Source organism: Deltaproteobacteria bacterium HGW-Deltaproteobacteria-6 (assembly GCA_002840435.1).
In the GTDB taxonomy this organism is placed as follows: Bacteria; Desulfobacterota; Syntrophia; order Syntrophales; family Smithellaceae; genus UBA8904.
On the sequence record PHAT01000002.1, the window covers coordinates 150,687 to 172,957 of the forward strand.

At 51.6% G+C, this 22,271-nt stretch carries 21 protein-coding genes and 1 pseudogene; 4 read left to right on the forward strand and 18 right to left on the reverse strand.

The window, feature by feature from the left end; all coding sequences use genetic code 11:
• Positions 1-3: 3 nt before the first annotated feature.
• The 5 genes from CVU71_05005 to CVU71_05025 form a co-directional block, all read right to left on the reverse strand.
• Positions 4-1,632, reverse strand: coding sequence for a hypothetical protein (locus CVU71_05005; protein PKN19734.1), 1,629 nt, complete (start codon positions 1,630-1,632; stop codon positions 4-6).
• A 96-nt stretch (positions 1,633-1,728) separates the two neighbouring features.
• Positions 1,729-2,085, reverse strand: a complete 357-nt coding sequence (locus CVU71_05010; GenBank protein PKN19735.1) for a hypothetical protein — start codon at positions 2,083-2,085, stop codon at positions 1,729-1,731.
• A 21-nt stretch (positions 2,086-2,106) separates the two neighbouring features.
• Positions 2,107-3,216: a hypothetical protein gene (locus CVU71_05015; GenBank protein ID PKN19736.1), complete on the reverse strand. Its 1,110-nt coding sequence runs from the start codon at positions 3,214-3,216 to the stop codon at positions 2,107-2,109.
• 98 nt (positions 3,217-3,314) lie between these two features.
• Positions 3,315-3,938, reverse strand: a complete 624-nt coding sequence (locus CVU71_05020) for a cytidylate kinase-like family protein (GenBank protein ID PKN19737.1) — start codon at positions 3,936-3,938, stop codon at positions 3,315-3,317.
• A 76-nt stretch (positions 3,939-4,014) separates the two neighbouring features.
• Positions 4,015-5,193 (reverse strand): MFS transporter, encoded by a 1,179-nt coding sequence (locus tag CVU71_05025; protein PKN19738.1) that lies wholly within the window; start codon positions 5,191-5,193, stop codon positions 4,015-4,017.
• A gap of 361 nt (positions 5,194-5,554) precedes the next feature.
• Between CVU71_05025 and glyA the strand changes: the two genes are divergently transcribed.
• Positions 5,555-6,898, forward strand: coding sequence for a serine hydroxymethyltransferase (gene glyA / locus CVU71_05030; GenBank protein PKN19739.1), 1,344 nt, complete (start codon positions 5,555-5,557; stop codon positions 6,896-6,898).
• A gap of 53 nt (positions 6,899-6,951) precedes the next feature.
• Here glyA and CVU71_05035 read toward each other — a convergent pair whose 3' ends face one another.
• The 3 genes from CVU71_05035 to CVU71_05045 are packed head-to-tail and all read right to left on the reverse strand — an operon-like array spanning position 6,952 to position 8,659.
• A complete protein-coding gene (locus CVU71_05035) occupies positions 6,952-7,509 on the reverse strand; it encodes a hypothetical protein (protein PKN19740.1) in 558 nt (185 codons plus the stop codon).
• Positions 7,510-7,541: 32 nt separating this feature from the next.
• The gene (locus CVU71_05040; GenBank protein PKN19741.1) at positions 7,542-7,856 is read right to left on the reverse strand and encodes a hypothetical protein; all 315 of its coding nucleotides are present in this window, start codon (positions 7,854-7,856) and stop codon (positions 7,542-7,544) included.
• Positions 7,853-8,659 (reverse strand): 5-carboxymethyl-2-hydroxymuconate isomerase, encoded by an 807-nt coding sequence (locus tag CVU71_05045; protein PKN19742.1) that lies wholly within the window; start codon positions 8,657-8,659, stop codon positions 7,853-7,855. Before CVU71_05045 ends, CVU71_05040 begins: the two co-directional genes overlap by 4 nt.
• Positions 8,660-8,889: 230 nt before the next feature.
• On the opposite strand from CVU71_05045, the gene CVU71_05050 reads away from it, so the two are divergent.
• Positions 8,890-9,204: a hypothetical protein gene (locus CVU71_05050; GenBank protein PKN19743.1), complete on the forward strand. Its 315-nt coding sequence runs from the start codon at positions 8,890-8,892 to the stop codon at positions 9,202-9,204.
• A 484-nt stretch (positions 9,205-9,688) separates the two neighbouring features.
• Here CVU71_05050 and CVU71_05055 read toward each other — a convergent pair.
• From CVU71_05055 to rplU, 7 genes and pseudogenes are all read right to left on the reverse strand, one after another.
• A pseudogene (locus CVU71_05055) lies at positions 9,689-10,645 on the reverse strand (RNA methyltransferase).
• 56 nt (positions 10,646-10,701) lie between these two features.
• Positions 10,702-12,693, reverse strand: coding sequence for a hypothetical protein (locus CVU71_05060; GenBank protein PKN19744.1), 1,992 nt, complete (start codon positions 12,691-12,693; stop codon positions 10,702-10,704).
• Positions 12,694-12,726: 33 nt separating this feature from the next.
• A complete protein-coding gene (locus tag CVU71_05065) occupies positions 12,727-13,320 on the reverse strand; it encodes a hypothetical protein (protein PKN19745.1) in 594 nt (197 codons plus the stop codon).
• 58 nt (positions 13,321-13,378) lie between these two features.
• The gene (proB, locus tag CVU71_05070; GenBank protein ID PKN19746.1) at positions 13,379-14,539 is read right to left on the reverse strand and encodes a glutamate 5-kinase; all 1,161 of its coding nucleotides are present in this window, start codon (positions 14,537-14,539) and stop codon (positions 13,379-13,381) included.
• A gap of 6 nt (positions 14,540-14,545) precedes the next feature.
• Entirely contained in the window at positions 14,546-15,547 is a 1,002-nt protein-coding gene (locus tag CVU71_05075) for a GTPase ObgE (protein PKN19747.1), read from the reverse strand.
• A 221-nt stretch (positions 15,548-15,768) separates the two neighbouring features.
• A complete protein-coding gene (locus CVU71_05080; GenBank protein PKN19748.1) occupies positions 15,769-16,023 on the reverse strand; it encodes a 50S ribosomal protein L27 in 255 nt (84 codons plus the stop codon).
• 12 nt (positions 16,024-16,035) lie between these two features.
• A complete protein-coding gene (gene rplU / locus CVU71_05085; protein ID PKN19749.1) occupies positions 16,036-16,347 on the reverse strand; it encodes a 50S ribosomal protein L21 in 312 nt (103 codons plus the stop codon).
• A 411-nt stretch (positions 16,348-16,758) separates the two neighbouring features.
• Between rplU and CVU71_05090 the strand changes: the two genes are divergently transcribed.
• Positions 16,759-17,628, forward strand: a complete 870-nt coding sequence (locus CVU71_05090; protein ID PKN19750.1) for a hypothetical protein — start codon at positions 16,759-16,761, stop codon at positions 17,626-17,628.
• Positions 17,629-17,659: 31 nt separating this feature from the next.
• Here CVU71_05090 and CVU71_05095 read toward each other — a convergent pair whose 3' ends face one another.
• Positions 17,660-19,306: a biotin carboxylase gene (locus CVU71_05095; protein ID PKN19751.1), complete on the reverse strand. Its 1,647-nt coding sequence runs from the start codon at positions 19,304-19,306 to the stop codon at positions 17,660-17,662.
• Positions 19,307-19,387: 81 nt separating this feature from the next.
• Between CVU71_05095 and CVU71_05100 the strand changes: the two genes are divergently transcribed.
• Positions 19,388-19,567, forward strand: a complete 180-nt coding sequence (locus CVU71_05100; protein ID PKN19752.1) for a hypothetical protein — start codon at positions 19,388-19,390, stop codon at positions 19,565-19,567.
• A 4-nt stretch (positions 19,568-19,571) separates the two neighbouring features.
• On the opposite strand, the gene CVU71_05105 is transcribed toward CVU71_05100, so the two are convergent.
• Both CVU71_05105 and CVU71_05110 read right to left on the reverse strand, forming a co-directional pair.
• Positions 19,572-20,924: a hypothetical protein gene (locus CVU71_05105; protein PKN19753.1), complete on the reverse strand. Its 1,353-nt coding sequence runs from the start codon at positions 20,922-20,924 to the stop codon at positions 19,572-19,574.
• Positions 20,911-22,269 carry a hypothetical protein gene (locus tag CVU71_05110; protein PKN19754.1) on the reverse strand — a complete coding sequence of 453 codons (1,359 nt, stop codon included), beginning with the start codon at positions 22,267-22,269 and terminating at the stop codon, positions 20,911-20,913. Before CVU71_05110 ends, CVU71_05105 begins: the two co-directional genes overlap by 14 nt.
• Between the last annotated feature and the right edge of the window lie 2 nt (positions 22,270-22,271).

Genomic DNA, 22,271 nt, shown 5'->3' on the forward strand with positions numbered 1-22,271 from the left:
CCTTTATCGGATACAAACGCTCAGAACTTCCATCATGTCGGTCTCCCCTGCCATAACCTTCGACACGCCGCATTGGAGCAGGGTTTCCATGCCTTCAGCCATTGCCGTTTTACGAAGGGCGGCAATGGATTTGCGGTTGGTAATCATTTGCTTGATATTGTCGGAGGCGATGAGCAGTTCAAACAGCCCCATTCTGCCGCGATACCCCATATCATTGCATTCCTTGCAGCCTTTTGCCCGGTAGAGTTTGAAATCGTCATGATAGGGAATGTTGAGCGCGGCGAAGGCCTTTTCACCGTAATGATGGGCGAGCTCCGCAAATTCCTGCGCGGTCGGATGATAGGCCTCTTTGCATTTGCTGCAGAGGCGCCGCACGAGTCTCTGGGCGAGGACGCAAAGCAGGGAATCGGCGAAGGCAAAGGGATCGATGCCCATATCGAGCAGGCGCACGATGGTTTCAGGGGCATTATTGGTGTGGAGCGTGCTGATCACCAGATGGCCGGTTGTGGAAGCTTCTATTCCCATTTTTGCCGTTTCGTAATCCCGCATTTCCCCGACCATGATGACGTCGGGATCGGCGCGCAGAAAGGATCGCATGGCCGCCGCGAAATCCAGGCCGATTTTATGATGGATCTGCAGCTGCCTTATGCCGTGCTGGGTAATTTCCACGGGATCTTCCGCCGTCCAGATCTTGACGTTGGGTTTGTTGATGACCTGAAGCGCCGCATGGGCGGTTGTTGTCTTTCCAGAGCCTGTCGGTCCGACCAGAAGAATAAGACCATAAGGCTTGGTCAGCTGGGCTTTGAAGCGATGGTGAACATTTTCAGGCATCCAGAGTTCGTCGAGGGTCATGATTTCGCCCCTCGTGAGCAGGCGCAGGACGACGTCTTCCACATACCCGTGTGTCGGCAGCGTGGCAACCCGAAGTTCTATTTCATCAGCGCCCGGCACCTTGTATTTGATCTTTCCGTCCTGGGGAAGACGTTTTTCCGTAATATCGAGGTCGGCCATGATTTTAATGCGGGAGACGATGGCCGCCCTGTATTCATAGGGGAAATTCTTATAGTGGATGCATTCACCGTCGATCCGGAAACGGATATTAACCAGTTTATCCTTGGCGTCCGGTTCAATATGAATGTCGGAAGCGCGCTTGTCATAAGCTTCATTGATGGCATCATTGATCAGTTTCACAATACTGACATCCGCCTCAGTAACGCCATTGGCGGCTTCCTTTTTGGCATCATCGTCCGTATAGGCATCTTTATCTTCCGGTTCGCCGACATCGTAAAAATATTCAATGAATTTTCCTATGTCCTGTTTTGTGGCTGAAATGTATTCCACAGCCTTGGTTTTCAGGATGTTTTCAATGATATCCCTTTTGATGATGTTGCTGGGATTATCGACGATTACGGCTATCTTTTCTCCGCGTAATTCCAGAGGCACCCATAGTTCGCGTCTTAAATATTCATAACGCAGATTCTTCAGCAGGCCTTCCGGAACGGGATATTCCCTGCTGAATTCAATGGAATTTCCGGCCGCCGGGGAAACTGATTTTGCCTTGGCTTCATATTTGGGATGAATGTTTTTTGGAGCGGCATTATCTTCCCGGTCAGCTTTAGCTTTGTTATTCATAAGATGGATTCCTGTAAAAAATCGATAATTTTATGTTCTGATTATAGGAGAACAGGCTCTGAAGGTCAATTCTTAAAAAAAGCATTTTTGCGATGATTAAATGACTTCAATGCCTTCTATTTGAAACTTTGCGCCTGAAATGAGCGTGTAATTCGGGGTGAAACAGTCCGGGCAGAGAATATCCTCGCCGGCGTAGCGATCCCGATCGATTTCAAAATCCTTGTCACAGTCCCGGCAGTGACAGACGATGGGGTCCGGGATAATCAGAATTTCGGCATTTTCGGCAATGGTTCCCTTGCTGATGTAATTGAAGTAGTGTTGAATCCATTCTTTTTTGATATCCCGGAGCGCGCCCAGCCTGAGCGCAATGGTTACAACCTTTTGCGAATTCGTCTTTCGGGCATACCGGAGTGCCGTGTCCAGGATATTTTTTGTCAGGGGGAGCTCGTGCATGAGGATTTGCTCTGCTTCCTGTTATGCTTTAGCTGCCGCTAGCCTGAGTTTATCGATCTGCGCTTTTTCCAGTCCCATGAGCTCCTGATTGTCAAAAAACTTTTCTTCCTGAGGCAGGGTCAGCAGGTGATCGGGTTTTCGCTCCAGAATCAGGGAATCGGTGGGGCAGGTGGTCACACAGAGGCCGCAGCCGACACAGTTATCCCTGTTCAATACCGTCTTGTCATCCGCGTTGACGGTCATCGCCTTTACGGGACAGCGTTCGACGCATTGTCCGCAGTCAATACAGCTTTCTTCATCCTTGACGCATTTGTAGTTGCCCCAGGAATCATAGCCCGTGCCATGATGAATCTTGGCCGCCATCAGAAAACCGCAATGGCACTTGGAACAGTTGCAAAAACCGGAGCATTCCTTGGCATGAGCCATCTGCACAAACAGTCCTGCGGGGTCGTCATGGTGCAGAATTTCGAGGGCCTGTTCGATGGTGATCACGCGCGGGTTGGCGATTTTTGTCTCCAGGAGGTATTGGGCCATTGAGCCGAAAGCGATACAGACGTTCATCTCATCCGTACACGGGCAGTGCCTTTTGGCAAACGTAGCGACCTTTCTGCAGGCGCAGTCGCTCGCGACAATCAATGTCTGTTTTTTGATAATGGCTTCAATGTCGTCATCCGGGAGAAGTTTTCCGTCCTTTACCGTATCGGCACGGACCGGAACGATTCTCGCGATCGGAATATGATAGTCCATCAGCACTTTCCCGTAGGCTTCCGCGTAATACTGCCCCATGTTGATGGCATCTTTCTGATCAATGCTGTCTACATTGAATTCCCAGATGCCATGGATAAAGGGCACGATCCGGTATTTTTTTTCGTCACCCTCGCGTTCCCAATACATCAGGCCTCTCTGCGACATGGATTCCAGTTTTTCGGTCGCGTCTTCGACGCTCATGCCCAGGTCGCAGGCCACCTGCTCGGGCGATTGCAGACCCCGCTTAAACTTGATGAAGATTTCCGCGTCTTCTTCCGTGAAGACTTTTTTCAGGAATACCAGCTCAGACCCTTTTTCGGTTTTGGGATAACCTTTGGTCATCCCGTCTAATTTCTGCCTCAATTTTTCATAGACATCTTCCATTTTTCTTTTCCTCACTTTGTCCGTCAACGTGTCTGCGCCACGTAAAGATTTTATGCAGCCTGATGCTCTTTAACATGTCCCGTGCAGGACGGCTACCCTTAAATTAAGTCCAGATATTTCAAAATCAGTTCAATGCATTTATCAACGCCTGTTTTACTCGTATTGATAGAAAGGTCATATCGTCTGGCGTCCGTCCATTTCTGCCCCGTAACGGTTTGATGATAGATGGCTCTTTCTTTATCGCTTTGGGCGATCATGCTTCCGGCGGCTTCTTCTGATACGGCATACAGCGTCTGGATGCGGTTTTTGCGGAAGGGGATGTCGCCATGCAAAAACAAGCTGACATGATTCGGATGTTCACGAAGGATATAAGCGCCGCAACGGCCAATAATCACCGCCGAACGTTCTTTGGCAATCCTCGCTATGATTTCACTTTCAGTTTTAAATAAGGCATGGTCTGACGGGGGCATGATATGCGGTTTTACATAGGTATCCGGCGCAACGGCATATGATCGGATGAACGACTGCCAGAAGGAAAGTTTCTTTTCGTCGCGCGATTTCAAATCCTCTTCCAATACCGAAAACTGTTTGGCTGCCTGATTGATGATTTCACGGTCTGCATAAAAAATATTCAGACTTTTGGCCAGCTGCTGCCCCACGTAGCCTCCTCCACAGCCTAATTGACGGCTGATGGTAATTGCAAAGGGTGACGTAATTTTCACTTTTCATGCCTCCTGATTTACGAAATTTGTTTATCATGACCATTCTACGGTTCCTGAACAACATGTCTGAACGCGACTATTCAGATGACGCCTTTCTTCCATATAAAAAGTAATAAAGAGGAATCGTTGCCAGGATCATGATGGACATGATCAGGTACAAGCCGCGGTATCCGGTGAAGGGCACCAATGAACCGAGTAAATACGGTCCTACGCCGAATCCTAAATCTACAAAAATGAAAAATGTGGATGTGGCCAGGCCCAGCCGATGAGGCGGCAGACCTTTAATGGAAATGGCCTGAGCGGAGGATATGAAATTTCCATAGCCCAGGCCGATGATCACTCCCGCCAGGAGCAAAGCAATGCCCTGATTGGCCAGACTGAATAAAAGCATCCCGGCGGCGTAAATGAAAAGGGAGGGGTAGACGACGAAATCAGCTCCTTTTATGTCCAATAAACGTCCGGACACGGGCCGCGAGAAAAAAACCGTTATGGCGTATACCAGAAAATAGAAGCTTGCCGCTTCCACCAGATGAATCTGCTTGGCATACAGGGGGATAAAAGTTAATAAGCCGGAATAACTGAACCCTATGATTAAAATAATAATCGATATCGGGACGGCTTTAAATTCCAGAAAATTGGAAAGGCGAAACCCTTTTACAGCCCTGTCCTGGCCATACTCCGGTGATTCATAAGCCGGTTGAGCAACGACAAAAGACAGCGCAAAACTGCCGGCGGCTAATATCGACGTCACAACAAATATCATCTTAAAATCCACGCCGTGAATTAAAAACATTCCCATAAAAGGACCCAATGCCACGGCCAGTATTGCGCCCATACTGTAGCAGCCGATGCCCTCTCCGCGCCTGCTGTCCGGAATAATCTGGGCGACGATGGTCCCCGTGGCGGTGCTGGCCGCCCCGAAAGCTATTCCATGTAAAAGCCTGATGATGATCAACAGGGATAAATGAATTGCCGCGAAATATAATACGGAAGTGATAATAAAAAATATGGTGCTGATGATGAGCACTTTTTTACTGCCCGTATCTTCTATAATCCGCCCGGTCCCCAATCGGCCTATTAATGCGCCAATGATAAAAATGCCCGCGACAAGCCCCGCGATGTTTGTGGAAGCCTGAAATTTATCCACGGCATAAGACGCGATCGTGACCATCAATAAGAAGTGCGTCAGGAATACCAGGAAATTAATCACGGACACCGTGACGAAATCCTTTGTCCATAGCCTTTCCTTATCCATGTTCTCCGCCTTTAAAAATCCCCGTTGCCCATCCGGCCCGGAGGGCTTTGCTGACAGCTTTTTTACCGCTCCCGGAAACGGGAGGCAACTTGTTTTTATTTTCCGTTTAATTTGTGAGCGGGAATAACGGGATTGTCAATCAGAATCTGACTGTCAGAAAAAAGCCCATATAATTCAAGCCAATATATGAGGCGCTTCCCCGGGCATCCAAAAAATGCTTGCAAAATAATTCACCATTCTTTAAAAGACAAGCCAGTCAGCAACTGGCGTTGTGGGTGGAAATAACCATCAGGAAGCTTCCTTCTTTTGCCGTGCGCCTGGGCAAAGAAAAAATATTTAAAAATATTTAAAGGAGGAGCCCATGGTTACGAAAAAGCAAAACCCGTCCATCAAGAACACATCTTTAAAGAAGCAAAATCACTCTTTTGAAAATTGCAGCAACAGCAATTGGGAAAGCCTCAGGCAAAACGATCCGGATGTTTTTCAGGCCATTGCAGGTGAAGAACAGAGAGAACGCAAAGGGATCGAATTGATTCCGTCGGAAAACTATACCTATCCGGAAGTGCTGGCGGCCAACGGTTCCATTTTTACAAACAAGTATTCCGAAGGATATCCCGGCAAGCGCTACTACGGCGGACAGGAATTTACCGACCAGATTGAACGGCTGGCCATTGAGCGGGCCAAAAAAGTGTTCCGCTGCGAGCATGCCAATGTTCAGGCGCTCTCGGGATCACCGATGAATCAGGCGGTCTATCTGGCTTTTCTGAAACCGGGAGATACCATTCTGGGGATGGATCTTTCCCACGGCGGACACCTGACACATGGCGCTCCCGTTTCCCATATGGGGAAATTATTCAATTTCGTCCGCTATAAAACAAACCCTGACAATTCAGGGAAAATCGATTTTGACGCTTTAATGAAAACCGCCCTGGAAACGAAGCCGAAAATCGTCTTGTGCGGTTACACATCCTATCCCAGAGACTATAACTATGACAATTTTAAGAGGGTGGCCGATGCAGTCGGCGCCATTACCATGGCGGATATCTCTCACATCGGCGGACTGGTCGCGGCGGACGTGATGAAAAATCCCTTTGACTCCGGATTTGATATCGTTACGACAACAACGCACAAAAGCCTGCGGGGCCCCAGAGGCGCATTGATCATGTGTAAATCGAAATACGCAGGTGTGATTGACAAGTCGGTGTTTCCGGGGCTTCAGGGCGGGCCGCATATGCAGACTATCGCGGCCATTGCCGTTACGCTGGGCAAGGCGCTGGAGCCTGAGTTCAAGGTGTACGCAACGCAGATTTTGCGGAACGCCAGAGTGCTTGCCCAGACGCTGATCAAAAACGGCGTCAAGTTGATTACTAACGGAACGGACAATCACATGATGGTGATCGATACGGTCAAAAGTTTTGGCATCGACGGAAAACAGGCGGAAATTATTCTGGACAGCGTCTCCATCACCACCAACAAGCAGATTATTCCGGACGATCCAAACCCGCCGCTTCGACCCAGCGGCATCCGGCTGGGAACGCCGGCGGCAACCACCCGCGGTATGAAAGAGGCGGAGATGATTCAAATTGGCAGCTGGATTGCCACGCTGCTGAAAAATTATCAGGATGAAGCATTGAACGGGAGGATGAAGCAGGACGTGGAAGAATTCTGCATGAGATTTCCGGTTCCCGGATTGATCTTATCCTAGACGATTACTCCGTGGCGGCGTTGCGGACCGCGCCGCCATGGAGACCTGTCCTGTTATTTTGTGTTGATCATTTTATTATACAGTTTAACGTAAGGGCCGTCTTCGCGCCATGCATGGCAGGTGTTGATCAGGTATTTCAGCATAAACCCGGCGTGATCGGAACGGGAGGCAGGAGGCTTCTGCGACTGGTGTGCCGCAAATCCCTGCACGGCAGCCGGAGCCATGGCCAAAAGGAGCTCCAGTAAATGGGTGCAGCCTTTATTGCCTCCGGCTATTTTTTTTACTTTTGACGTGAATCCCCGGGTAATTGTCAGGCCCCTGATGGGAGCAAGGCATTCGATGGTTTCCCGGCATGCCTCTCTGGGCACGGCGATCAGATCAACATCAATATCCTCAATCATTAAACTGGAACAGTTAATCAAAAGACGGATGCCCATGTGATGAATGACGCCGCGCGGAAACGTTTCGCCGGTTACCGCATGCGTTTCCTGATAACGGTCGTCTTTCAGGAGGCCTTCGACGATGATTCTCTGTCCATCGTATTCATACGTCGATACTTCAATCTTCCGGGTATGTATTTTTCTCCCTTTTGATTCCCAAACGGTCTGCATTTCATGCTCCTTGTTAAGGCAGGATGTGCCGGTTATAAATACTTCAGCCAGTGATAAGCTTTTCGGTTGCCCGGGTATTGTTCATCATGCTCATGATCATAGGCTTCTTTTTCAAAGGCGATATTTCTATAGGCGCTTCCCCTCCCGAACAATCGAATCAGCCATTCTGCTGCATACCACAGATAAAAGAAGACATAGAGCATTTCTTTCATCTGAAGCGTGTGGATGACTTCGTGGTTGATTGTTTCGGGGGCTATCGGCGAGCCCTTCGGGGCCAATAAAATACCGAAGAGATTGACGGCCGCATATTTATGCAGGGGTATAATCTTTGTATAAATGATTTTCATTTTTCTTTGATGACGTTGTTGGTCAGTGTTCCGATCTTTTCGATTTCAACGCTGACCGTATCGCCGTCTTTGAGGAACAATGGCGGCTGGCGCGTGAAGCCCACGCCTTCCGGTGTGCCGGTCAGGATGATGGTGCCCGGCAGCAGCGTCATCGAACGGCTCAGGTTGCTGATAATCGTCTGAATATTAAAAATCATATCCGAGGTTCGGGCATGCTGAACAACCTTGCCGTTGATGAGGCAGCGGATGCCCAGGTCGTTCGGATTCGGAATTTCATCTTTGGTGACGATCCAGGGACCCAGCGGACAGAAGGTGTCAAAGCTCTTTCCCCTGGCCCACTGTCCTTTTTGCTTGTCGAATTGCCAGTCGCGGGCGCTCACATCATTGGCGCAGGTGTATCCCAGTACATAGTCCATAGCGTGGGCAGGGGAGATGTTTTTTACTTTCTTCCCGATGATGACGGCCAGCTCCGCTTCGTAATCCACCCGGTCAGGTCCGGCCGAAGGCAGCATAATGGGGGAACCGGATCCGGTGGTACTGCTTACCGCTTTGATAAACAGAATCGGCTGGTCGGGATAGGACATGGCCGTCTCATCGCCGTGTTTTTTATAATTGATACCCAGCGCCAGAATGTTGATCGGCATAATGGGGGAAAGCCATTGGCTGATCCTGGCTTTCCGGTCAGTGATTTTGTAAGAGCTGGAAATATCGCCTTCAATGATGCAGGCAAAGTTCGGACGGTCCGTCGAGTAAACTCCGGTGAGCACGTCTTTGTGTTCGGAAACAAAACGGATTATTTTCATGTCACAAAAGCTCCTTGTTCAGGATTTCAATTTTCGAAAAATGCTTTGCGCTTCGGTTTTTACCATGCCCCCGGGGTGAATTCAACTGTTTGTCGCCATGGATAATAGGTCTTGTCATCCGGGAGGCTTTTCCTGTATAAAAAGTAAAAGTGGTTTGAAAACATTCAGTATACGCTTGACTGAAAGATGTTGGCCGAACGCGATTGTTTCCTGAAAATAGGTTTTGCCGGATGGATATTCTGGACTATATCAGCACCTGGTCGGTTCTCAAATGGGTGATTCTTGTTTTGATTGCCGGGTTTATCGGCCAGTTCGGCAAAATGATGGCCGAAGCCATTATCGCCCGTGTGCGCCTTCGCCGCGTCAAACAGCAACAAGTGCTGGATGATGAGCAGCCTCGTGAGACGCCGACGGTTTTGCCTGTTGATGCTCCTCCCGCGGCGTTACCCCCAAAGTCCGTTTTGCCCGCGGAAGCTTCTGATAAGAAAGCGCTCAAGGCAATGGCTAAAGTCCGTAAAAAAGAAGCAAAAAAGAAAACAACATAGGAACTGTTTATATAGGTCGGTGTTCTGTCATTTCGACGGCCGGAAAAATCTTTTCGAAGATCTTAAAGATTTCTCAGTCATTTTATTCCTTATCCTGATGGGCAGGAGTCGAAACGGCATCAATGATTACAGATGGAGCGGTGGCCTGATCTTCGGGTGCGGCATGTTTTTTACTGCCCGCATAAAGCTCATATTCCAGCAGGCGGCATTCAATTTCGCCGTTGTAAAAGGCCAGCCTTCTCTTGGTGCGAAGGCCCACTTTTTTAATCATGTCCAGATTGCCGGTGAAAATATAACCGCGATAGCCGCGGGTAATGCTTTTAAACCAGTCACCGCAGCCCTCGTAAAGCGCCTCCAGGCGTTGCAGGGTGCTTGGACCGTTGCTTTTATGAGCCATGTCGGCGGCCTTGCGGAGAATGACTTTCTGCCCCGGTGCGATCTCTTTCCGGCGTTCGGGATGCAGCGTTTTGATTTTTAAAGGTTCCATCCGCTCGCCGTATGGCGGATTCATGACGATAACACCGCCGCCTCCCGGTGTCGGTGTTTTTTCAAATGAGCAGGTCATAAATTCAATCAGGTGGTCAACGCCCGCCGTTTTTGCGTTCTGGCCGGCCGCCTGCACGGCTGCCGGATCGATATCCGTGGCGAGAATTTTCGAGGGCAATTGCCTGCTGGATGCGTTGCGGGCTTTTTTGCGCAGTTCCTGCCATTGTTCATGGGGAAAATCTTTAATATACATGAATCCGTAGTTGTTCCGTCCCAGGCCCGGCGCACGATTGAGGGCGATCAGGGCCGCCTCGATAGCCAGTGTGCCGCTGCCGCACATCGGATTGACAAAAGGCGTTCTGCCTCGCCATCCTGTGGCCAGAATCAATGCCGCCGCCAGTGTCTCCTGCATCGGCGCAGCGAGCGGGATCTTGCGATACCCGCGCATGGAAAGGCGGTCACCGGAGGTGTCGATATAAACCATTGCCTGATCATTTCGCCAGTAAACATGAACGACGGCCTTGTCTTTTGCCGGTCCGGAATCGGGCCTTACGCCGCTTTTTTCGCGGATGCGATCGACAATGGCATCCTTGGCCTTGAGGTTGGCAAAGCGCGTATCGGTGATCAGCGGATTATCCACCACGGATGTGACGCAGACATAAGCGTTGGGGCCGGAATCGTGTAAAAATATCTCCCAGGGAATGGCGTTGATGCGTTCATAAAGAGCGCTGGGGGAGATGACCTTGAAGATTTGCAGTTGATACAGAACGCGCTGGGCCGTGCGCAAATGAATATTCAATATCATGGTATCGGCAAGCGTTCCTTCCGTGGAAATCGCGGTGTCGATTTCATGTAGGACGGGAAATCCCAATGCTTCAATTTCCGCCTTCAGATAAGGCGCAACGCCTTTCGGACAGGTCACCAGTATTCTGTTTTTCTTTTGCCAGATGCTCATAGACGGGGCTTTAGCACAGCGCTGAGGACTTCGCAATGATTATAAAGCGCGTTGATCTAAGCGGCATTCATTGCCGGCTTTGATTCCAAAAACGGCGGCAGGGGGCATTGAAGCGCGAGCGCGACAACGCGCAGAAGTTCCCCTTCTTCAAACGTGACGGTTTTATCCGCAAACGCGCAGTGCGCGCAGGCGTCCATGACCGATTCCTTGATTTTGAAGGACGCATCGCCCAAACGGGTAAGCGCGGTGTTTACTCTGGTGTAGAAGGTGCTTTCTTCATAAATAAAAACGGGCTTGCGGGCCGCCAGTTCCGGAATCCTGCTGAGACCCGCCTGAAAGGCCTGCTCCGCTTTGACCTTGTCTTCGGCGTGTCCGGCCCGGGCCAATGCCCCAAGCAGTACGACGATGTCCAGGCCTATCTTGGAATACGTGAAAATCGTCACGCTTTTAAAAAGCTCTTCGGAAGGGTTTAAATGTTTTTCAAGAATCCATTGAATGGACAATTCCATAAGCGTCAACCTGCCGTCGGCGTTGACCAGCGATTGCAGAATCAGCAGGAAATTTCTTTTTTCCATGCTGGTCATTGCCGACAAGGACGGCATGGCTAATTCCAGAAGGGGCAGTTTAATCCTGCTTTGCAGGCCGGATAATTGATTGCTCAACTGAAAGACCCTGTCAATGTTTCCCTGCAAAACCAGCGCTCTGCCCAGCGCCGTCATCTGTTGATTGCGCACGGATGCATCATTGTCCATGAGCAGCGCGTAAATCATGCAGGCGGCTCCCTGCGGTGTTTCAACAAGCTGACGGATGTCTTCCGGTATGGACGTCATCAGGGCCCGGCTCTGTCCAAGATGGTCCGGTGTGGGGTTGCCGATGGAAGCTGACACGAAGGCGGACATCGCCGCCGCAAGCGGTGCGGCGGGCCGCTGATAGAACCCGGTGCCGCCGAATGGCTCTGTGTACAGGGGTTTGGGCCCGGACTGACCGTCAATGATCTTTACAAACTTGCCGTCAAAAGACGGGTCCAGAAGCCGGATGCGTGTGACCAGCGGCGGATGGGTATCCAGAAAGGAAAACCACGAGGCGGGATGACTTTCGCCGAAGAATAAGTGACTGGCCTGCCGTGCCTCGGGCGCATTGATGCGCGCGCCGAAGGCGGAGCCGCCGATTTTTTTGAGCGCACCGGCGAGCCCCAGCGGGTTGCGGGTAAACTGCACGGCTGACGCGTCCGCCAGCAACTCCTGCTGCCGGGAGATGGCGCATTGCATCAGTCTGCCCAGGAAGGAACCGGCGTAACCGATGATGACCAGAAAAATACCCGCGGCTATGGCCGGGAGTCCCGCCCGAAAAGAAACTCTTCCGAAGGAAAGAAATTTCTGGCCGGCAATGCCCAGGAAAAGAATGCCGAAAAGGATGCCGATCAGCTGCACATTGAGGCGCATGTCTCCGTTCAGGATATGGCTGAATTCGTGGGCGACGACGCCCTGCAATTCGTCGCGGGTCAGTTTATCCAGAGCTCCTTTGGTGACGGTCACCGCCGCGTCGCTGAATTCCAGACCGGCGGCAAAGGCGTTGATGTTGTTTTCGGAATCCAGAACAAAGATTTGCGGGACGGGGATGCCTGCGGCTATCGCCATCTCCTCCACCACGTTAATCAGACGGCGCTCTGCCGGAGTCGTTGCGTTCCCGCCGATGCGGCGGGCGCCCAGCATTTCCGCCACGGCGGAACCGCCTTTTTGCAGAGCGTGCATTTTGTACAGGCTGGCTGCGAGAATGATGATGACAATCAGCATGGACATAAAAATAAAAAACGCGGGATCAAAAAACGTAAAAGTGGCGAGCTTGCGATGGTAGCGGGATGCCTCGCCGCTGTTCAACGACGTGTAGGCGTGGGTGCTGACGTATAAATACCAGGCCAGACGAATGGCCAGGGTGGTGACCCCGACAATAATGGATACCGCAAAAACAAACAGGATCATCTGATTCCTGCAGCTTTTACGGGCATGCTGCTGCCTGGCAAAAAAATTAGTCGAACGATCAGCGCTCATTTTAAGAAATCAATCGTGTCGGTTTATGGATTTTCAGGTAAAAGACACTTTGGGCGCCGTCCGTTCTTCGGCTTTTTCCACGACTTCCAGGAGGGCGGCCTTCTTAAATTCAAAGGTTGAGGAGATCACGTTGTTGGGAAACTGTTCCCGCTGGGTATTGTAATCGGTTATGGCATCATTGTATGCCTGCCTGGCAAAGCTAACTTTGTTTTCCGTGGAGGTCAGCTCTTCCATCAGATCGCTGATGGTTTTATTGGCTTTTAAATCCGGGTAGGATTCCACCACTGCCAGCAGTTTGGAAAGCACGCCGGCAAGCGACCCTTCCGCCCGGGACAGTCCCGCCATGGCCTGCGCGTTGCCCGGAGAAGCCGCCGCGAGTTTGCTTGCGTCCAGCGCCGTGTTGCGCGCCTGAATGACGGCTTCCAGCGTGCCGCGTTCATGGGCCAGATACCCTTTGGCTGTTTCCACCAGATTGGGAATCAGATCATAGCGGCGCTTCAACTGGATGTCGATCTGGGTGAAGGCGTTGAGGTAAAGATTGCGCAGCGCAATCAGGTTGTTGTAAATTCCGACAAAATAAAAAGCGACGGCGGCGATGATAACGACTAAAACGATCAATGGAATCATTTTACCCTCCTTATTTACGGGCGCGTCCCCGCGCAAAATTGATGGATGAGATTCTTTACTACGCGGTACAGTTTTTGTTTTTCCTGATATCGCCGGTAATCACCAGATTGTCACGATGAATCACTTCATCATAGTCTTTGTGCCCCAGGACGGAAAAAATCTGCGATGTTTTCAATCCCAGAATTTTGCGGATGTCGGCCGCGCTGTAATTGACCAGCCCCTTGGCCAGCAGCGTTCCTTCGCTGTCCACGCAATTGACGGGATCACCCGTGGCAAACTTTCCTTCCACGGCGGTAATACCGGAGGGCAGCAGGCTTTTGCCCTTGTCCAGCAGGGCTTTTTTCGCGCCGTCATCGACGATCAGCCGGCCGCAGGGACGCAAGGTAAAAGCGATCCAGTATTTTTTGCTGTTGAGCCGGGACGTTTGCGGCAAAAACAGTGTGCCGACTTCACGCCCCGCCAGAATGTCCGAAAGAACTTTTTTTCTTTTGCCGGGCGCGATAATGCAGGGGATGCCGATGGACGTGACTTTTTTGGCGGCGATAATCTTGCTTTTCATGCCGCCCGTGCCGACGGAAGACGTTTCATCCGTGGCTCCCGCCTCAATGGCGTCGGTGATTTCGCGGACGATGGGAATCAGTTTTGCTTTTTTGGATTGCGACGGATTGCAGTCGTAAAGCCCGTCGGTCGCCGTCAGGTTGATGAATAAATCCGCCTCAATCACATTGGCAATCATCGCGGCAAGGTTGTCGTTGTCGCCGAACTTGATTTCATCGACGGCAACGGAATCGTTTTCATTGATAATGGGCGTCACATGCCATTCCATCAATGTGGAAAGCGTGTTGCGGATATTCAGGTATCTTTGCCTGTCGGTCAGGTCCGCAAGCGTGAGCAGAATCTGCGCGACGTAAAGGTTGTTTTTTTCAAACGCTTTGGAGTAGACACGCATCAGTCTTCCCTGGCCGACGGCCGCCGCCGCCTGCTTTTCGGGAATGCTTTTGAGTTTGCCCTGGATGTTCAGACGGTGCTTGCCCGAGGCGATCGCTCCGGAGGTGACGAGGATTATCGAAAAGCCCCGGCGCGTCAGGTCGCACATTTCCTGGGCCAGGGAATCGATGATTTTCAGATCCAGACCGTCTCTGCCTGTGAGCACCGCAGAGCCGATTTTAATGAGAATTTTTTTTGCGGATGCGAACGTTTCCAGACGAATGTTATTCATGGTTTTTCAAGTCTTGTTTAAGACGGTCACAATCTTTCTTAAAATGTCCTGCAAGCCAACGCCAGTCGCGGCGGAAAACGGATGAAGTATTATCCCTTTTTTCGAAAATTGCGCAACTGATTTTTTGACTTTTTCCTTTACCTGCGGCAGATCGATTTTGTTGAGTGCGACAATCTGGGCCTTTTCCAGTAATTGCGGATTGTAGAGTTTCAGCTCTTTGATGATGGCGTTATAATTTTTCAGCGCATTGGTGTTGGGCTCTTCGGAAATGTCGATCAGATGCAGCAACACCGACGTTCTCTCCACATGACGGAGAAACTGAATGCCCATGCCCATGCCTTCATGCGCCCCGGCAATCAGGCCGGGAATATCAGCCACGACAAAGCTCGGGCTGTCCGCGTATTTGACCACGCCCAGATGCGGTGTGAGGGTGGTAAAAGGATAGTCGGCAATTTTGGGACGGGCCGCCGAAACCCGCGAGATAAACGTGGACTTGCCTGCGTTGGGGAACCCGACGAGTCCCACGTCGGCCAGCAGTTTGAGTTCCATTTTGAGCCAGCGTTCCTCGCCTTCCATGCCTTCCTGGGCGAAACGCGGCGTCTGGTGCGTGGACGTCTTGAAATGGGCGTTGCCCTTGCCGCCGATGCCGCCTTTGGCGACGATAAAGGTTTGCCCCAGTTCCGCGAGATCGGCCAGGATCTCACCGGTTTCGAAATCTTTCACAACGGTTCCGGGCGGAACAATCACTTCCAGATCTTCAGCACTGCGGCCGGTGCGGTTATTGCCGGACCCGTGCCCGCCGTTTTTGGCGATTTGATGCTGCTGGTACTTTAAATCCAGCAGGGTGTGGTGGCTTTTGTCTGCGCGAAAAATCACATCGCCGCCTTTGCCGCCGTCGCCGCCGTCCGGGCCGCCTTTGGCGATAAACTTCTCCCGTCGGAAACTGATGCTGCCCGGGCCGCCATGTCCCGCCTTCACAAATATCTTTGCTTCGTCAACAAATTTCATAATGCGTGTACCTTTTTATTTAACTATATGACAGATCGCGTAAATTATCTATCCAAAGTATAAAGCGACCTGCGACGTCCCCGCAGGCGCATCTTGTCAATAGGTTGAGGGGGGCAGTGGAACTGACAACAAAGTTATACTGGAGAAGAGGGAATTTACGTAAAAAATAAAAAGGCGCTTAAGTAAGCGCCTTTGAATATCCTGAAACCGATTCGTTTTCTCTATGAGGCGTAAACGCTGACCTTTTTCCGGGTTTTATCCAGTCTCTCATATTTCACGACGCCGTTGATCAGCGCGAAAAGTGTGAAATCCTTGCCCAGGCCTACGTTGTTGCCCGGATGAATTTTTGTACCGACCTGCCGCACGATAATGGATCCCGCGTGAATTTGTTCACCGCCATATACTTTGACGCCGCGTCGCTGCGAATTGGAGTCTCTACCGTTGCGGGAGCTTCCCTGACCTTTTTTATGTGCCATGATGTCCTCCGCTTATATCGAAATCTTATTTATTTTCATGCTGGTTAATGCCTGACGGTGTCCGGTCTTCTTGCGATAACCCTTACGTTTCTTCATTTTGCCGATAATCAGCTTGGGGCCTTTGGTCTGGGCGACGACTTCGCCTGTGACTTTGGCGCCTTCCACGAAAGGCTTGCCGATTTTGACGGAGTTTTCATCCGATACCATCAGAACTTCATTAAAGACAATCTCGGTCCCTTTTTCGCCAGCCAGTTTTTCAACAGACAGAACATCGCCTTCGCTGACCTTATGTTGTTTTGCACCTGTTTTTATGATTGCGTACATATACTTATCCTTAGTTAACGTTAAGATCGAAGCTTATAGACAAATTACGACTATTTGTCAATAAAATTCAGCCATATTAAAAATATTTTCCCCGGGTGGCCTGGAGGCATGGTAAGCTGTTGATATTAAATAAAATGTAGTGATGGGAGTCTTTCCCGGAATGAAGCATGCCGCTGATCGATGATGCCGGGCGGACTTCAAAATATTTCCAAAACGACTGGTTGGCTGTTCATGATATCCGTGCAATGCCGAATGCCGGATCGAGCCTGTTGCGGTGTCGCAACGTGCAGATTTTCATCGAGGACCTGTTTATTGTCCGGGAAGCGGATAAATCCGCTTGCATAAATCAGACTCCGAAATGTAGTATGACCGGCAAATCATTTTGGGAAGTTCACAAGCTAAGGCGGATGGGTGCGAAGAAATTTTATATATCTGATTATTGTTATCCATATTATTCTGCTCTATCCGTCTTCCGGTAATACCGGCGAGCCGCAGCGACGGGTGGTCGAAGAATTGCTGATCGCGGAAGGGCTTGATCCATGCCAGGCGCACAGCATCATGCAGGATCACCGTGTATCCGTCCGACCGGATATCATCATCAAAAATCTTTTCTATTCCAGTCCGAAAGGAACGGCCGGAAAGCCCGGCGTCATGGAGGTTAATCCCCGGCAGATTAAACAGGGGAAAGCTTTTATGAAAGAGCGTGCCGTCGTGTTATCTGCGGTGGAGAAGCGTTTTGGCACATCCCCCCGGATTATCACGGCCATTCTGACGATCGAGTCCCGGCTGGGAACCCATCCGATGTCCTATGGCGTGGTTAACGCTTACGCCAATCTGGCCTTTATGCTGGACCCGGGATATTGGAAAGAAGTGCAGGACCGTTACGCGGCGGTTTATCCCCAGCTGCTTGAAGAGGCCACCATTGCCCGGGCCAAACGAAAAGCGAAATGGGCGGCAGGCGAACTGGCCTATCTGGTGCACATTGCCAATCACCTGAATATCGATCCTTTGAGTATTTCGGGATCATTTGCCGGAGCGATGGGGCCGGCGCAGTTTATTCCGTCATCTTTCTGGATTTTCGGCATCGATGCCGACGGCGACGGCACCGCCAGTCCTTTTAATATGACAGACGCGAATCTCAGTATGGGAAATTACCTCAGAAAATACGGCTGGCGGGAGGATGCCTCCCTTGAGCAAAAACGCAAGGCGATCTGGTATTATAACCACAGTGATGTGTATGTGAATACGGTCATGATGATCTATGAACAACTGGGGCGCTGAAATGCGCCCCGGTTGTTCAAATTCTTTTCTTTTACCATGGATCAACAAAAGAATGACAAGCATCCTCTTGCTTCCACGCGGGGGCGGATTTCAACCCCTGCATGATCCACTTGCGAGTGTCGGCCGGATCGATAACCGCGTCAATTTCCAGATGGGCGGCCATGTTAATGGCTTTGCCTCTTTCGTATAACTGGCCGACCAGGAACTCGTAGAGTTCTTCGCGTTTTTGAGGATCTTCAATGGCGGCCAGTTCTTTTTTGAACCCCGCCTTGACCGCGCCCTCCAGTCCCATCCCGCCGAATTCTCCCGAGGGCCAGGCGGCCGTGAAGAACGATGCGTGGAATCCTCCCCTGGCCATGGCCATCGCGCCCAGGCCGTAGCCTCTGCGCAGCACAATGGTAAAGTAGGGTACGGTGATGTGCGAACCGACCACAAACATGCGGCAAACATGGCGAACCTGCGCGCGCTTTTCGATTTCCGGTCCGACCATGAAACCCGGTGTGTCGCATAAAGACAGAATCGGCAGGCCGTGTGCGTTGCAAAGCTGCATCAGGCGGGCAGCCTTGTCTGCGCCTTCGGCTTCGATGGCGCCGGCTGTGACCATGGAATTGTTGGCGATGATGCCGAACGGCCGGCCTTCAATGCGGATGAGGCCCGTGACCATGCTGGGGCCGAATTTAGGCCTGATTTCCAGAAAAGAGTCGGTGTCCGCCAGAGCTTTGATCAGCGTCTTGACATTGTATGCCCGCTTGCGGCTTTCCGGAACCATGGTGCGCAGTTTGAGCGGGTCAGAGGCTTTCCACGATGATGTTGCACCCTGAAAATAGGAAAGATATTTTTTGGCCGTGGCGACTGCTTCCACATCGTCTTCCACTTCAATATCAACGACGCCGTTTTGTGTCTGGACATCCATCGGGCCGACTTCCTCCGGTTTGAAGACGCCCAGGCCGCCCCCTTCGATCATGACCGGTCCGCCCATGCCGATGCTGGAATTCTTGGCGGCAATAATGATGTCACAGCAGCCCAGAAGGGCCGCATTGCCCGCGAAGCAAAACCCGGAGACAATACCGACGACCGGCACGTACCCGCTCAGCCTTGCAAATGCTCCGAAGGTGGTCAAGTCCAGTCCGGCCACCATGACGCCTTCCGCGTCGACGTCACCGGGCCTTCCGCCGCCGCCTTCCGCGAAGAAAACAACCGGCAGCCGTTGTTCATGGGCCAGATGCAGCATGCGGTCTTTTTTCTTGTGGTTGAAGTACCCCTGCGTGCCCGCCAGAACGGTATAGTCATAGGCCAGCACCATGCAGCGGGCCTTGTCATCACCAAACTGTGCGGCGTTTATGGACCCGATGCCCGCGATCATGCCGTCCGTCGGGGTTTTGGCAATCAGGTCATCCACTGAACGCCGTCCGCGCTGTGCGGCAATGGCCAGAGCGCCGTATTCAATGAAGCTGCCGGCATCGCAAAGGTCCATCACGTTGCCCCGGGCGGTGCGCTGTTTTTTTTCTTTTCTCTTTGCGACAATGGCAGGGCGATTCTCGTCCAGACCGAAGGAATGTCTGTGGATCACCTCGGCAAGGTCGGGCCGAATGACGCTGTTGTCGGTTTTTGGTTGTCCGGCCGGCAGGTTTTTGGCCGGCGCCGCTTCGTTCTTATTTTTCTCTGTTTCCATGTGCATTGTACTCCCATGTTTGTTGAAGTATATTTATTCCGGCACGGAGTCGTCCGGTTCTTCAGCTTTCGAAATGAAGGAAGCTTATTGATCAATGCTTATAATTTTTTTCTTCGTATTTCCATATTTTTCCCGGCAAAACTGCCGGGGATTTTGCGCTGTCATCCAGATAGGATAGAAGTTCAATCCCCGGCAGGAGAACTTAAAGTGATTATTGATTTACCGGCTGCCGCCGAAGCAGGAAACGCGGGGCTTTCCTTTCTCTGATGGTCTATTCGGTCTTTGCGCCGGCGTTCAGTCCGTATTTTTCAAAAATATAGTCGTTATCTTCGCCGATGTTTGCGGAAATCCATTTCACCCGTAAGGGTGTTTTGGTCATCTTCCCGGTTGTCGGCAGTGTCACGACACCAAATGAAGGATGGGAAATTTTCGGGAAAGTTTCGCGCGCTTCCCAGTGCTCTTCCTTGAGGACTTCATCGGGCGTCAGCATTTTTGTTGTAACGGGAAGACCGCCCCCCCGCCATTTGGAACCGGCTGCTTTAACACTGTAGGCGGCGAATTTTTCGTTGATCTGCCGGAAGGTATATTTTCCGACGGCGTTTTCGACGATATGGTTGAGCTCTTTGACTTTTTCAATGTCGTCCGTGATCCGGTCGAGCAGGGTTTTCCAGTCCTCTTCAATCTTCCACTGGCCCAGAAGTTTCAGAGCCGCCCGGAAGTCCTGGTCACGGAAGCAGGCGATGGCCACGTAACCGTCCTGGCATTTGAAAAATCCGTAGGGACAAAGGCCGTAATCAAGCGTGCCGTAGCGCAGCCTCGGTTTCTTCCAGATATAGCCGATGGTCGGCGGGAAACCGACGCACGACGCATAAGCATCCGCTGTCGCAATGTCGATCATTTGCCCTTCGCCCGTCCGGCGTTTGAAGAAGGACGCCGTAAGTCCTCCGCAGGCCGCTCCAACCGCGGACGTATAACCGGCGGCATAAAATCCGGCGCGAGTCGGCCAGTTATAAGGCTCCGGCGCATCCGGGAGATCTCCGATGAGCGCGGCAAGACCGGACTCGGCCTGCGAGGTCAGATCCGTCCAGGGCATCTCGGCCATTTCTCTGCCTTTGGCCGTGTAATGCCCGTAGGGCGAAATGGCGATGTAAATCAGGCCGGGATTGAGTTCGCGCAGTTGACGGTATCCGATTCCCCACGCGTCCATCTGTCCGGGGACATAGGTTTCAATGAGCATATCCGCACGCGCAGCTAATCGCCTGAGATTGTCCTGGCCTTCGGGACTTTCCAGATCCAGCGTGATCTGGCGTTTGTTGCGGCTTTCCATCAGATAGGGGATTCCCACCCCGCTGACGTTGGCCCCGAACGGGCTCATGGCACGAGACGGGTCTCCTTCGGGAGGTTCAACCTTAATGACTTCGGCCCCGGCTTCAGCCAGAAAACTGGCGGCGACGTTTCCGGAAAAATTGGCGTAGCTCAGATCGAGGACCATCATATCATCGAGCGCTTCCGGCTTTCCCTCGGACGTTTTCAACAGCGTCAGAATATTTTTCCAGTCGGACAGTTTGGAGGCGCCTTTTTTTTGCAGGTATCTTGAATAAACTCGCTCTTTAATGGTCCTCACCCCCTTCGTAATTAAAAATTTTATCCTTGGCCAGATCGTGATAAATCGGCGGTCTCTGGCCGACCCGATAATCCCAGGTTCCCACAACCCTTTCTTTTTCGAGGGCCTTGATCTGATCCTCCGTCAATCCCAGAATTTTCTTGAAGACATAGCGGTTGTGATAACCCAGCGGCCGGGTCAGCCACTTGATCCGGCCGGGCGTCTTGCTTAGCATGGCGATGGGACCCTCCACGAGCAGTTTTTTATACATGTCGTCTTCAAAGAGAATGGCGCTGCCTCTCTCTCTGCGCCACGGATCCTCGCTGATCTGCACATCGTCCATGACTTCGGATGCGGCAAAGCGATGCTTGCGGGCCAGTTCGGTGATTGCGGATGCATCTGTGGTGCCGGCCCATTCTTCAAGCACTTTGTTTAACGTCAGCGCATTTTCTTTTTTAAGCCTGTCTGCGGCTTTTTTATATGCTTCATTGCGGGCCAGGTCATCACGGCCCAGCGCTTTGCACAGGGACTGGAACTGCTTATCCGTGGCAATGGCGACGGCCAGGAATTTTCCGTCACGCGTCTTGAATATCCCCGAGGGGGAAGTGGTCGGGTCCATATTGCCGGTGCGCCCCAGGTTTTCTCCGGTCGCGTCATGGTAAGTGAAATGGCTGAGCGTCCTCATCAGGATTTCCGCCTGACAGCCGTCGATATACTGTCCCTCTCCCGATCGTTCCCGGTAATTGAGCGCGATGAGGATGAGCATGGCCGCGTAATAGGCCGGGAAAAAATCACCGAAGAAATCGGGAACTTTAAAATATTTATCCGTATCCGGATGACCGGTGACGGACAGGACGCCGCTTGCGCCCTGAGCCAGCAGATCCCAGCCCGGCGCATACCGCCGCGGGCCGAATTGCCCGTAGGTGCTGAGGCTGGCGTAAATGACTTTTGGATTAGTCTTGCTGACCTGGGAATAGCCGATGCCCCAAGCCTCCACGGTTCCGGAGGTGAAATTTTCGATGATGACGTCGGCTTTTTCGGCAAGCTGAAGGATCAGATCCTTGCCCTTCGGTTTCTTGACGTCAATGCCGACAAAATATTTGCCCGGATTGATGAAATGCCACAGGGGATTGGAGTGTTTCCAGTATTTGCCCCAGTAGGTTCCGCCCCGCCAGTAGTCGCCCTGATGGGGAACTTCCACCTTGATCACTTCGGCGCCGTACTGCCCCAGAAACTTTGCCGCCGTCGGGCCAAAGATCATATGGGACAGGTCAAGAACCCGGATGCCTTTGAGCGCTTCCGCTTTTTTGCCGATATCCTCCCGGGCAAAAAGCTTGTCTGTAAAATTAAAATAATCTTCTGTCATGG